We start from the raw sequence: 13650 nt of genomic DNA on the forward strand, positions 1-13650 counted from the left end.
GTTAAAACTAGGTGTTCCAGCCACCTTTGTGTGTCTACCAACTCGCAAGATCGTCGGCCATAAGTTAATTTGGGGTGACTTGAAGATAGTTTTAATTTTTAAAACTGGGTATTCCAGCCACCTTTATGTGTCTGCTGGATACGTCTGAACATTTTCTCCAGATCTGTATTTGAAAAAGCGACAAGTGCTGGTCTGCCGTGCGGACAGTTATAGGGATTTTCACATTGCGCCAGCTGTTGCAACAAATCACGCGCACTAGCGGCATCAATAAACATATTGGCTTTAATCGAACTTTTACAAGCAATCATAATCGCCAAATCTTCCCGATATTTTTTAACCGAAACTTCACGCCCGTCCAATAACAAATCAATAAATTCATAAGTGGCAGACTCAATCTCATCATCTTGCATCCAAATCGGATGCTCGCGTAAAATCAGCTGATTGTCGCCATAAGCGTCCAAAAAGACGCCTGCTTCAGCGAGCAAGTCTTTTTTCTCAAGAACAGTCAACAAGTCATTTTGCGGCAGATTGATAAAAATCGGCGCTAAAAGTTGTTGCTGATCATAGTTGACTTGACCGATTTTATCGCGATAATATTCATACTTCACACGTTCTTGTGCGGCGTGCTGGTCGACGACATACAGCCCTTCTGGCGACTGGCACAACAAATACGTGCCGTGCATTTGTGCTAAAAATTCGAGTTCTGGGAAGGTTTGATTGACTTTCTCGTCTACTTCAGGTGCTAAGGCAACCGCTTCTGTTACCAAAACTTCTTCCTGTGCTGGCTCAGGATTAGACTGTGCTGTCACGTCGTCCCATGCCGCCAATTCTGATAAGGTCTTTGGCACTTTGTCAAAGGCCGCTTTTTCTTTCACGTAGAAATCTTGACGCGCCGTATCATAATATAAGGATTTGTTTTGCAGAGGCAACTGTGTCTGCTCAGGTTTTGAAGTTGGAAAGACTGGCTTGGTCTGCTTGGTTAAATTCTCCAGTGCATCTGGAATCAAGGTTTGTGGCTTCAAAGCCTGACTAATGGCTTGAGAAATCAAGCCCATCAACTCACGCTCTTTTGAAATTCTCACTTCTTGCTTGGTCGGATGGACATTGACATCGGCTAAAAACGGATCGATTTTAATGTCGATGACCGCAATCGGAAATCGACCCACCATGAGTTTCGAGCCGTAACCATCGACAATCGCGCGGTTAATCAGAAAGTTTTTGATATAGCGACCATTGAGCAAAACGGTGATGTAATTTCGATTGGCGCGGGTCAGCTCGGGCAGGCTGACATAGCCCGTTACCTCAAAATCAAGGTCTTGCGCTGAAATGGCAATCATCTTTTTTGCAGTCGAAATGCCGTAAACACCAGCCAGTGCTTGTTTCAAGTCGCCCGTCCCAGCTGTTTTCATCATCTCACGACCGTCGTTAATCAGCGTAAAAGCCACTTCTGGGTGCGCAAGACTCAGGCGGTTGATGATGTCCGTGATATGCCCAAGCTCCGCTTGCAAACTCTTGATGTACTTGAGGCGGGCGGGTGTATTATAGAAGAGATTTTCAACTTTTATCCGCGTTCCGACGCGTTTGGGCGCAGGACTATTTTGGATAATTTCACCACCTTTAGCGACGAGCAAGGTGCCACTCTCATCCCCATTATCAGCTACTGATGTATTAATTGTCAGCTCACTGACACTAGCGATAGAAGGCAAAGCCTCGCCCCTAAACCCAAGCGTACGAATGCGAAAGAGATCATCGACATCTTTGATTTTGCTAGTCGCATGGCGCTTGAGGGCGAGCGCCACTTCATCGTGGGCAATCCCTTCACCATTATCAATAATTTCAATTGATTTAAGCCCAGACTCCTCAATCTTGACCGTGATTTGTGTTGACTTGGCATCAATGGCATTTTCTAGTAACTCTTTCACCACACTAGCCGGCCGCTCAATCACCTCGCCCGCTGCGATTTTATTGGCTAAATTGTCATCTAACTCGATGATCTTTTGATGTTTTTCCTGTTTTGTCATGGCTTTATTATAACAAAAAAAGCGCCACAAAACTTAAAATATTGTAACGTTACACTTAACCAAGAGTACAACTAAGAAAAGTTTGTGCAAATCTTTCCGTCATTCATGGCATGGAAATGTCGTTCATACAAAACTTTGGTTATATTTGGCATATTTCAGGTCGTTCTTGACTTTTTGATTTTTAGGGTATGAAATTTCGATATACTAAGTACGTAAACAAATGAGTTTACTGGCTGGCTAGCCAGCTGTTGCTTGAAATAATTACTTTAAACTCAAGTTGAAGAAATTATTTTAGTTATTTGTTGCAGTGAATGAAAATTCACATTTTGGAATTGACTAGATTTCTTGTATTGGGAATCTAGTCGGAAATTATAGGAGAAAGTTTGAAAAAACTAATATTGTCAGTACACCCTAAAAAAGGGTACACAAAAAACAATCGCCATTGTGTCCAAAAAATTAAGAAGTTAAAATCTTAAATCTGTGATTCTGAGCAAATCGAATAATTTATTAAACATTGAGTTGTTTTAGAACTATTTAGTATTTAATAATCTGCAAAATTTAAGTTTTAACACGTTTTTTACAAGAAAACGAACTCATAAGCAGTAAGCTTTTAAGTGGCTCAGATCGTTTCTTGAGATGATTTGGTGAAGTTAAAAATCGGAGATGTTTAGTTTTAAGAACATCAATCCTAAAAATTGGGAACACGATTTTTAACAAAGCTGTTTTCCTCCTAAAAAATTAGAGGAGACGAAGACATTGACTGCGAGGCTCTCTACAAACGAGTCGTTTGCCATTCGACTAGCAACTTTAGTTGCGTAGCGAGAATGGACAGTGTAACGGAGTGGAATATACAAACATAAGTTTTCGTGCTCAATGACACATTTAGTTGTTCTTGTAAAGCTAAGCTACACCTATAAATATGCAAGGTCGAAACAAGTTTCGCACTTATTCTCCTCCCCGTGATTTGTAGTATATTTACGCTCCTCCAAGGATATTTTAACAAAAAATAGAAGAAAACTCCAAACTTGAAGCAACACTTTTTTTCATTCAGTGTTGTGCCTGAGTGCGGAGCGCGAAAGGAATGATTATAAATATGACAAACAAAACATTAAACAACGTAGCAGGACTTAATAACTTTTCAACACTTACTGAAGATGAGATGATGATGGTTGAAGGTGGCGGAACAGCTACTGATTTAGGTAAAGCTACGATAGCCGGGGCAACGGTCGGGGCTAGTATTGGCAGTATTGTGCCAGGACTTGGAACTGGATTCGGTGCCATATTAGGTGCGAAATTTGGATTAGCAGTTTACAGTATTGCCAGATACGGTTTTTAAATTAAATAAGGGGAATATCATATGAACTTTAAAAATGCAAATTTTTATGAATTAACAGATGATGAATTGTCAGAGGCAGTCGGAGGAGGCAAAAAAGCTGGTAATGCCGTAGGGGGGGCAATGTCTGGAGCCCTTTATGGCGCACCTTATGGCCCTTATGGTATGCTTTTTGGAGCAGCTTACGGGGCGTTATTGGGCGTGGTATATTCGCGATGACTGATCGAAAAATTAGACTTATTAAGTCTCTGAGTATTACTTGTTTATTATCAACTTTATTCTTCTTGATCTGTATTTTCATTTTTAAAGATGATTTTACAATCCAAAAATTTCTCTTTATAACAGCTTACTTGGTTTTTTCGACTTTGGGAGCCTTGTTTATCATTCAGAAAGCACTAAAAGGAAAAGAACTTTTTACCTATGGCTGGCGAACATTTGTAACTGTTTTTGCATTACTTGCAATTTCTGAAAGCTTTGTCTATATCATTCTCGGCATTGAATCAGTGTCCGAACTATTCGTCGCTATCATAATCTATTTTGAAGCAGTTATGATTATGGCCGTTGCGATTATTAATGGTATAAAAATTGTTTTCCCTTGGCAACGATGAAATGACATTAATGCAAAAATCAAAAAAATGTATGAAATCAATCTTTTAAACCGAATTTCATACATTTTTAATTTTGTGTTCTTCACACCAACTTCTTCAATTCATAAAGCTGATTCATGGCTTCCATCGGCGTTAAATTCATAATATCAATATTTCGGACAGCATCTGCCAACTCATCTGATCCTGCAAACAAATCAAGTTGCTGCATCTCAGTTGGTCTTTCTTGAACGACCGTCTCAGTTTGCAATTTCGGCGTGTCTGCTTCTAATTCTGACAAAATCACCTTAGCACGTTTCAAGAGTGGGCTAGGCAGGCCAGCAATCTTCGCCACATGTATGCCGTAAGATTTATCGGCTGGTCCTGACTCTATTTTATGGAGGAAGGTCACCTCACCATTCGCTTCGAGCGTCGCGACATGGACGTTTTTCAAATGCTGCAGGCTATTTTCCAGCGTGACAAGTTCATGATAATGTGTCGCAAACAAGGTTTTAGCGCCGACATGCTCATGAATATACTCGACAATCGCCTGAGCCAGCGCAATGCCGTCATAGGTTGCCGTGCCACGACCGAGTTCGTCAAATAAAATCAGCGAATTTTTGGTCGCCCGACGAATGGCGTGATTAGCCTCCATCATCTCGACCATGAAGGTCGACTGACCACTGATCAAGTCATCCGCTGCACCGATTCGCGTGAAAATGGCATCAAAAATCGGTAGTTGAACCTGTTCTGCCGGGATAAAGCTGCCAATCTGTGTCATGACAACGGTCAAAGCAAGCTCTCGCATATAGGTCGATTTACCTGACATATTCGGCCCAGTAATCAGCTGAATCATCGTCTCCTCATCAAATTCAATCGAATTTGGCACATATTCCTGAGCACCCATCACTTTTTCAACAACCGCATGGCGACCATTGATAATCTGAATTTCTTGCCCATTTTTAATGATGTCCGGCTGGATATAATGGTTGTTTTCTGCGACGACAGCTAATGATTGTAGCACATCTATTTCAGCAATGGTTTTGGCCAATTTCTGAATGCGAGAAATGAAAGTTTCGGTCTGATCACGAACCTGTAAAAAGAGGTCATACTCTAAACTAGCAGAGTTTTCACGTGCATCCAACATCTGACTTTCCAGACGTGCTAACTCCTCAGTACCATAGCGCTCAGAATTTTTCAGCGTTGCCTTCCGAAAGAAATGGTCAGGCACTTGCTCGCGGTTTGAATTGGTCACATGGAAATAGTAGCCATCTTTTTTATTGTAATCAATTTTCAGATTATTAATGCCAGAGTTTTCACGCTCTTTGGCCTCAAGTTCCGCAATCCAAGTCGTGCCATCTCGCATAATCACACGATACTCATCTAAAGTTGTATTAAAGCCATTTTTGATGATGTTACCTTCAGTAATTGTAGCTGAGGCGTTAGGGTCAATAGCAGATGTAATCAGTTCAAACAAGTCAGGCATCGGGTCCAATTGCTCAATGAGCTGAGTCAAAACATCAACCTTCATCTCTGTCAACACACCCTTAATCGCTGGAACATTCGACAACGTGTTAGCCAGTTGCAATAAGTCTTTCGGATTTGCTTTACCAAAGGAAACACGCGAGGCTAACCGCTCAATATCATAAACCCCTTTGAGCGTTTCCGTCAAGTCAGAGCGCTCAAAAAAGTGGTCCAAAAAGGTCTGAATGATAGTTTGACGCTTTTGAATAGCTGAGACACTAACCAAGGGCCTATCAATCCAGAACCGCAGCATCCGAGTCCCCATAGCCGTCTTGGTTTCATCCAGTAACCAGTATAGGCTGCCGTGTTTTTTACCCGTCCGTGCATTTTGAAGTAAGTCCAGACTTTTCTTGCTAGCAGCATCCATGAGCAAGAAATCTTTGATTTCATAATGCTGGACCGCCTGCAAATGCGTCAGATGACGTTTCTGCGTTGTCATGACATAATTCAAAAGTTTTGAAGCCACTGAAATTTCTAGGTCAGATAAACGATAATCAATCAAGTCGGCATTGTCAAAGCCTATCAATTCTTGTGAGACAAGGACGTTGAGCTGAGTTTCAAGGATTGGGCGTTGTACCTCCTCAGATGACAAATCATAGCCAACAACCACTTCTCGTGCTTTAAGAGCAGAGATTTCATCTACTACGGCATCAAAATCAGATAGCGATGTGACAAAGAACTCCCCTGTTGCCAAATCCAAGTAACTGAAGGCGTAACTTGTTTGAGTTCTATCAATTGCGACAAGGAAATTATTTTCCTTGCCAGTGTTGAGGGCATCAACAGCAGTACCTGGCGTCACAACCTGCACGACATCGCGTTTGACCACGCCGACCGCTTTTTTCGGGTCTTCCATCTGCTCAGCAATGGCGACTTTGTAGCCCAAATCAACCAAAATATCAATGTACTGCTGAACACTATGGTGCGGCACGCCTGCCATTGGTATCGGATTGACAGCGTTTTTATTGCGCGAAGTTAAAGTAAGCTCTAGAATTTGCGCTGCTTTGATAGCATCGTCATAAAAGAGTTCATAGAAATCGCCCATCCGAAATAGCAAAAAAGCATCTGGATAATCTTGCTTAATATCCAGATACTGCTGCATGCCGGGGGAGATTTTTTCAGGTGATGTTACGGCTTTAGTTGTCACGATAAAGTTCCTCGTTAATTTGTGTTTCTAGGGTTTGTAAGAGATGTTGCAAGAGGTCATTTGCGGCAACCAACTTGCGGCGGTAATCCACAATCAAGGGCGTATCATTGAGCTCTGACTCAATCACTTTTGAACGCGCCATGGTCTCTTGATAAGCCTTGACTTTGTCTATTTTTTTAAACAAGACAGCTTGTTGAGCTAGGTCTTTCATCTCAACTTCAAGCGCATACAACTCTTTAGCTGCTTTCAAGCGTTTTTCAGCCGCTTGAAAGGCAAGAATTGTGGGGTGCTGCGAAACTTGCGTTAGTAATGCCGCAAGGGATTGCTCATAATCGGCGGTTGGGTCATCAATGTGGTTGGATGGCATTTTGGATGTCTCTTTCAAAGTTTGCGGCACTTGCCTCATCTTGACAGGTGATAAGCAAGGTATCTGCACCCGCAATCGTCCCTAAAACATCTGAACGATTCGACGTATCAATAGCATCTGCGACCAAATCCGCCTCTCCTAAACCAGTGCGAACGACAATGATGAACATGGCACGACTCACACTGATGACATAAGCTGACATAGTATCCATTAAGCTCATAGCCGTGCGAATCAAACCGGTATTTTCAAGTTCACCTTCATAGTCAAAAACGGTATAAAAACTGCCTTCTTCATAACGATTTTTAATAATCCCAAGCTCACGAATATCTCGTGATAAAGTCGCTTGAGTCGTTGTAATCCCTTTTTCTAAAAGACGTTGCGAGAGTTCTTCTTGCGTTTCTATTTTATGATTTTGGATTAACTGTCGAATAATCTTTTGACGTTCTAATTTCTTCATAATCTTATTATAGCATAAGCTGAATCATTATGCTTTTACCTTTTCTATCGCGAAGAGTTTACATTTCTTCAGGCGCATCAACCCCTAAAAGTCTGAGACTTTCTTTCAAGACGATACCAGTGGCGTAAGCCAAAGCGAGGCGTGCGTCCTTCTCAGCATTCTCATCCAAAATCCGCGTGTGGGCATAGTACTTGTTGAAGGCTTGCGCAAGATTAATGGCGTATTTGGCAATGGCTGAGGGCTCGAAAGTCCGTGCTGCTCTTGCGATAACGTCAGGGAATGCTTGCAATAACTTAATGATTTCCCAGCTTTCATCATCTGTTAGGGCAAGGGTTTTGCCTACCTCTGCATCCGGTTGGAAGTCAGCCTTGCGCAAAATTGATTGGATCCGCGCATGCGCATATTGGACGTAAGGACCTGTTTCACCTTCAAATGAGACCATTTCCTCTAAGTTGAAGTCGTAGCCGTTGAGGCGCTCGTTTTTCAAATCGTAGAATTTAATGGCACCAACACCAACAGCGTGGGCAACTGCGGCTTTATTAGGAAGATCAGGATTTTTCGCATCAATTTGCGCTTGAGCACGTTTGACTGCTTCATGTAGCGTTGGTTCTAGTAAGATGACATTGCCTTTACGCGTTGACAATTTCTTACCTTCTTTTGTGACCAAGCCAAATGGCACGTGGTAGATATCGTCCGACCAGTCATAGTCCATTTTCTTAAGAACAGCTTTGAGCTGTTTGAAATGACCAGACTGTTCTTGACCGACAACATAGAGTGATTTAGCGAATTTATAAGTCCGTTTGCGGTAAAGGGCCGCAGCCAAATCACGCGTGATATAAAGCGTTGCGCCATCTGATTTTTTGATTAAAGCTGGGTTTTCAAAACCTTCAAGCTCAACAACAGTTGCACCTTCAGATTCTGTTAGTAATCCTTTTTCAGATAGGATATCAATGATTTCATCCATCTTGTCATTATAGAAGGCTTCACCGTTCATGCTGTTAAATTCAACACCTAATTCCGTATAGATGCGGTCGAACTCAACCAGAGATTCATCACGGAACCATTGCCACAATGCCAAGGCTTCCGCATCTCCATTTTCAAGTTTAAGGAACCAATCACGCGCCTCAATATCAACTGTCGGGTCATCCGCTGCCTCAGCATTGATTTGTACGTAGAGTTTGAGCAATTCTGAAATCGGATTTTTACGGATAGCTGCCTCATCGCCATATTTTTTATAAGCAACGATTAACATCCCAAACTGCTTACCCCAGTCGCCCAAATGGTTGATCTTGACTGGATTATAGCCTATTTTTTGATAAATCTTAGCCAAGGCATCCCCAATCACTGTTGAGCGTAAATGACCGATTGAGAAAGGTTTGGCAATGTTGGGTGACGACATATCAATGGCAACATTCTCGCCAGTTTGCTCTAAAGTCGCATAAGCTGTACCTTCTGATAAAATTTCTGACAAGACAGCTGTCGCTGTTGCTGATTTATCTAGGAAAAAATTGACATAAGGACCAGTTGCAACGACTTTATCAAAGCCATCTGATGAGATTTTCTCTGCAATATCAGCCGCAATCATCTGAGGTGCTTTGCGTAAAGTTTTCGCCAATGAAAAAGCAGGAAAAGCTAAGTCTCCCATTTCAGATTTTTTAGGCGTTTCAAGCAAGTTGCTGATATCATCGATACTTAAAGCATTATCCAAAACAGCTGCAAGCGCTTGGGATACTAATTGTTTATCATTCATAATTATAATCAAGTCCTTAAAATAGAGTATTTACTACATTTTACCATATTTTTGAGTGTCTTGCGTGAATTTTTTGTAATGCGTGAACACAACTTTCAATCTGTCGACTTCAAAATCACGCTAACTAATTTTTGATTTTCTTGGATAATTTCAACTCTTTTTTTAGTCAAATGGACGTGTGGCAAGTCTTGTGTTTGTCCTTGGGGGATACCTGCAACCAGACTGATTAAGAGATGTTTTCCCGGCGGTAATTTCACTGACAAAGCTGGTAAAATCGTACGTGGATAAAGCAGATTGGTATTGACTTCTGGTCGAATTATTTCTGCTTGATTAAAACCCAAAATATTTTTGATTAAACTTTGTCCGATTGTTGTATCAACTTGCGCTAATGATTGCGTTAAAACAGTCCTTTCTTCATGTAAGGCTACTGAAAAACCGCCATCATACAAAATCACCTCACGCTTTGTATCAATTTCATGAATCCTGACATGTGCGTGCCCACAGGGAACAATCGTGCTCTTGATGGCGACACCTGTCATCGGTTGCCAGTGATGGATAATCTGGTCAGTTCTGATTTCAAAATCAGTATCTAAACCTTTCGCTCGAAAGTAGCTCCCATCTTCACTAACGGCAAGGACATTATCATAAGCACCCGCAGCGTAAGTGTCACCACCTTTCGGCACGCTAAAGCCAAAATGCGTTGAATAGACAAACTTGCCATATTTGGCTGGGGCATGACTTTGGTCTTGGATAAATTGCCCCGCTGGATAGAGTAGGACATGTTCTGACTGCCCGACATGTTCAATTAAATATCGCGCACTTGGCACCGCTTTTATCCTTGCTGACAAATTTGTTGGTAGCGATTTTTCCCGCCAAAAAGGATGGTCACTCGGAATCGCTAAAACAATGAAGCTCTTGAACGCCCAATAAGCTGAACCTGACGCATTATAGCCCTCAGCCATATTTAGATTTTCATAAGCATAACCAACACTCAAAAAATCAGCTTCTGTAAAAATCGCTTCTTGCAGCCACGCCCTCATATTTCGAGCAAAAAGCCCTTTGATAACGCCCCAAGATAGTGCTTCGATATCTGCGAAAGCAAGCGCTCCCCAAAAAGCTACCTGTGCAAACCGATAAGTCAAACTTCGACCAAAAGGAATCGCAACACCAGACTTATCAAACCAATATTGGTAGCTCTGAGCAAACAAAATCGCACGGGAGGTCATTTGTGTGGCTCTCAAAGCATCTTCTTCTCCCATGACTTTCACATAAATCAGGCTATAAAAATGAAACCCCCAAGAAATATAGTAATCAAACTGCGTTTCTTTGCCATCAAAATACCAGCCATCTCCTGCATAGCACGCCTCAATACACGCAAAATCTTCATCAATCCGATTTTGTTCATGTGGCATGCCCATTTTCTTCATGGCCACATTGACCAATATTCTAAAGAAACGCCAATTATTTTTAGGGATTTTATGTTGATTTATCTGTAAAAGCCAGACCGCTATATTTTTTTGCTGGTCTTGTGACAAAACATCCCACGTTTTTGCTTTGGCTAGTAAAAAACATACTGCAATCGCCGCCATCTCAACAAATTTTTGATGATAATCGGTCAATTCGCCATAATACACATCACTTTCTGGGTCGCAAGCTGCTGCCAATCCTGTCAATAATTGCTGGTTTAAACTGTCATCATCATTTTCTGCCAAAAATGGCCCAATCCCCCAAATCAGCCGACAAAAAGTTTCCATTTCGCTGGTTTCTTCATCATAAATAGCGCCATGATTTCCTACCTTGAGATGTCCTGTGCCTGCTTTCAATTTTTCAGAAAAAGGCACCATCATCAACAAGAAACCTTGCCTCACCTCATCGTAAGATTCCCAGTTCAGCTCTCTTAGTTCTTCTAACATACTCATTCCTCACAAAAAATATCTCAAGGTCTGCCAAGAGATATTTTTATACTCATTTAAGTAAAGAAAGTGTACAACATGTTTGAGATATTTTTTGTCAATTCGAGACGACGAGGTGCAGACGTACAGGTGTACGTTAAGACTTGGCAACGAAGAAGTGGCGGAAAATAGCCCAACATGTTTACTTTATTTACTTAATTGAGTTTATTATTTCAGCTCGTCCATGCCAACAAGGTCCATATCTGTATAGGTGATATTTTCCCCACACATGGCCCAGATAAAGGTGTAGTTACTTGTCCCGATGCCAGTATGAATCGACCAGCTCGGACTGATGACAGCCTGCTCATTTCCAACAACTAAATGCTTGGTCTCATCTGGTTTCCCCATCAAATGAAAGACTTTATTGTCATCTTCAAGATCAAAATAAACATAGGCTTCCATACGGCGTTCATGCGTATGGCACGGCATCGTATTCCAGCCACTGCCTTGCGCTAAATGCGTATAACCCATTTGGAGTTGGCAAGAGTCGCAGACGTTTGGATGAATATATTGATAAATCTTGCGTTCATTCATACTACTTGAAGCACCTGTTTCAAGTGGTTCAATGTCATCAATTGAAATTTTAACATTTGGATATTTGTGGTGTGCTGGACTTGATGCCACATAAAATTTTGCAGGTGTCTCAGGATCAATACTCTCAAACTTGACATCACGCGTTTCTTTGCCAATATAAAAACCATCTTGATTTTTCATCTCAAAACGTTCGCCATCAATCCACAAGAGACCAGCACCACCAATATTGATGACACCAAGCTCCCGACGTTCCAAGAAATAAGCCACGCCTAGTTCCTTATCCAAATGAATCTCAAGCACTTCATCTAACGGTGTCACACCCCAAAAAATTAAACGGTCATGATGCGTATAAGTTAAGCGAATGGTACCCCCGGTGTAAAAATCTCCTCAATCAAAAACGCTTCACGTAATTCCTGAGTTGTATAGCGTTCAATATCTTTTGGTGCATGTGCGTAATGTGTCCGTAAGGTTTGTTTTACCATTTTCAAATTTCTCTTTCTTCAATATTTTTCCCAAAAACTTCAATTTGTGTCAACGCAGGAAAGGGTGACACATCTTCTGATTTTTCTAATTTTTTCAGTGTGACCCATTTTGTTTTGACCGTAGGAAATGTCAAGCGCTGGAAATCTGTCGATTTACGCGTTGAAAATACCAATGTTTCTCCATTAGAAAGTAGCATTGTCACACTTTCCCAGTAACTATCGTGTGGAAAATCTGCTCTAAACAAAAGGGCAATCTGATCAATCTCAACCCAGCGCCCGAAGTCAATCGTCAGACTTGCATCCGCTTGTTGATTGATGCCCCAAGAAGCAAAAGGATAGGAGCCGTGCGAATGATTGGCATATTTCCCATCAATCGCATTTTTGGCGAAAAAGACCGAATCATCACGCGTTTCAACATTTGCATAGGCATGGAGGAAAGCGCCGGAATCTTGCTTTTGGTCATGCGCATTAAAACTCAAATTTTGATACTGTTTTATCTCAAAATCATAGGCTTTTCTTATCATGAGATGATGACGGTGAGACTGAAAAGCTGTTTCAACAGATGAGCGACTCAAATTCTCTGCCAATGGCACTTTAAAAAGCCATTCTTGCTGCGGTAAATAAATCAAAGAGGGTGCCAAGGTTTCATCTAACTGAACCATGAAATAGCCTGTCTCATCTGTTTTCAAGCGAACTTGATCGCCAGTTTGATAAACATAATCCTTAATCCCCAAAGTACAGAGCGTTTCATGCTGCACGGAAAATGGTGCAGGTAACTTGTCATGATCAACTTTGCCAATCACGACCTGTTGATCTTGATTCAATATGTCAAGCCTTAACATCTTATCTCTTTTCTAGTGGTTAGCTTGAGAGTGATGAAAAGCCGACATCAATTCTCGTGCATTTTTTGTGACAGCTTCATAATCCCCATTGCTTGCCGGCGCAGTCACACCGCCACCCGCACTAACAGCTGCTGCACCTGCCTCAAACCATTCGGATACATTAGTGGCACTTACGCCTCCCGATGGTAAAATATTGAGATAGGGAAACGGTCCTTTCAGATCTCGAATCATTTGAGCGCTGGCAATATCTCTCGGAAAAAGCTTGATGAGCTCTGAGCCATAGGTCAACGCTTCTTGTGCTTCTTTTGGGGTAAATATCCCGGGCACATAGGGAATCTGATAAAGGTTACAGATTTTAGCAACTGATTTATTAAACGATGGACTCACGATAAATTGTGCGCCTGAAATGATGGCTAGACGTGCTGAAGTTGCTTCTAACACCGTTCCAGCACCTATGATGACATCTGTCTCAGCATACTGTTCGACCAAACGGGCAATAACTGTATTTGCCTGTGGCACTGAGTAAGTCAACTCAATACTTTTAATACCGCCAGCAACAACAGCTTCAACCAATTTGATGGCATTCTCTGGCGTGTCACTTCTGACAACGGAAACAACTCCTGAATCAATAACTTTCTCGAGTAAGTCTGCTCTTTGCAT

At 41.6% G+C, this 13650-nt stretch carries 11 protein-coding genes and 1 pseudogene; 3 read left to right on the forward strand and 9 right to left on the reverse strand.

The annotated features are described in order from the left end of the window. Nucleotides 1-98: 98 nt before the first annotated feature. Nucleotides 99-2021, reverse strand: a complete 1923-nt coding sequence (gene mutL / locus ACYQ21_RS03620; RefSeq protein ID WP_460055262.1) for a DNA mismatch repair endonuclease MutL — start codon at nucleotides 2019-2021, stop codon at nucleotides 99-101. A 1093-nt stretch (nucleotides 2022-3114) separates the two neighbouring features. Here mutL and ACYQ21_RS03625 point away from each other — a divergent pair. From ACYQ21_RS03625 to ACYQ21_RS03635, 3 genes are read left to right on the forward strand one after another with little or no spacing between them, the layout of a single operon-like run. Further along, on the forward strand, nucleotides 3115-3357 hold the full coding sequence (locus tag ACYQ21_RS03625; RefSeq protein ID WP_460055265.1) for a Blp family class II bacteriocin: 243 nt from the start codon (nucleotides 3115-3117) through the stop codon (nucleotides 3355-3357). Between the two features lie 21 nt (nucleotides 3358-3378). Then, nucleotides 3379-3573: a Blp family class II bacteriocin gene (locus tag ACYQ21_RS03630; protein WP_460055267.1), complete on the forward strand. Its 195-nt coding sequence runs from the start codon at nucleotides 3379-3381 to the stop codon at nucleotides 3571-3573. Beyond that, nucleotides 3570-3962 carry a hypothetical protein gene (locus tag ACYQ21_RS03635; RefSeq protein ID WP_460055269.1) on the forward strand — a complete coding sequence of 131 codons (393 nt, stop codon included), beginning with the start codon at nucleotides 3570-3572 and terminating at the stop codon, nucleotides 3960-3962. Before ACYQ21_RS03630 ends, ACYQ21_RS03635 begins: the two co-directional genes overlap by 4 nt. A gap of 82 nt (nucleotides 3963-4044) precedes the next feature. Here the strand turns inward: ACYQ21_RS03635 and mutS are convergent, their stop codons facing one another. The 8 genes and pseudogenes from mutS to ACYQ21_RS03675 all read right to left on the reverse strand — a co-directional run bounded on the left by mutS (nucleotide 4045) and on the right by ACYQ21_RS03675 (nucleotide 13650). Continuing rightward, nucleotides 4045-6561 (reverse strand): DNA mismatch repair protein MutS, encoded by a 2517-nt coding sequence (mutS, locus tag ACYQ21_RS03640; RefSeq protein ID WP_460055319.1) that lies wholly within the window; start codon nucleotides 6559-6561, stop codon nucleotides 4045-4047. A gap of 34 nt (nucleotides 6562-6595) precedes the next feature. Further along, nucleotides 6596-6973, reverse strand: a complete 378-nt coding sequence (locus ACYQ21_RS03645; protein WP_460055271.1) for a YlbF family regulator — start codon at nucleotides 6971-6973, stop codon at nucleotides 6596-6598. Further along, nucleotides 6954-7430: an arginine repressor gene (argR, locus tag ACYQ21_RS03650; RefSeq protein ID WP_460055274.1), complete on the reverse strand. Its 477-nt coding sequence runs from the start codon at nucleotides 7428-7430 to the stop codon at nucleotides 6954-6956. The genes ACYQ21_RS03645 and argR overlap by 20 nt, the downstream gene beginning before the upstream one ends. A gap of 58 nt (nucleotides 7431-7488) precedes the next feature. Beyond that, nucleotides 7489-9180, reverse strand: coding sequence for an arginine--tRNA ligase (gene argS, locus ACYQ21_RS03655; RefSeq protein ID WP_460055276.1), 1692 nt, complete (start codon nucleotides 9178-9180; stop codon nucleotides 7489-7491). 95 nt (nucleotides 9181-9275) lie between these two features. Continuing rightward, the gene (locus ACYQ21_RS03660; protein ID WP_460055278.1) at nucleotides 9276-11093 is read right to left on the reverse strand and encodes a DUF2264 domain-containing protein; all 1818 of its coding nucleotides are present in this window, start codon (nucleotides 11091-11093) and stop codon (nucleotides 9276-9278) included. A gap of 207 nt (nucleotides 11094-11300) precedes the next feature. After that, nucleotides 11301-12148: pseudogene (kduI, locus tag ACYQ21_RS03665) on the reverse strand (5-dehydro-4-deoxy-D-glucuronate isomerase). 2 nt (nucleotides 12149-12150) lie between these two features. Next, the gene (locus ACYQ21_RS03670; protein WP_460055281.1) at nucleotides 12151-12990 is read right to left on the reverse strand and encodes a hypothetical protein; all 840 of its coding nucleotides are present in this window, start codon (nucleotides 12988-12990) and stop codon (nucleotides 12151-12153) included. A gap of 12 nt (nucleotides 12991-13002) precedes the next feature. Further along, the gene (locus tag ACYQ21_RS03675; protein WP_460055322.1) at nucleotides 13003-13650 is read right to left on the reverse strand and encodes a bifunctional 2-keto-4-hydroxyglutarate aldolase/2-keto-3-deoxy-6-phosphogluconate aldolase; all 648 of its coding nucleotides are present in this window, start codon (nucleotides 13648-13650) and stop codon (nucleotides 13003-13005) included.

The sequence above is a fragment of the Pseudolactococcus yaeyamensis genome, from assembly GCF_054658615.1.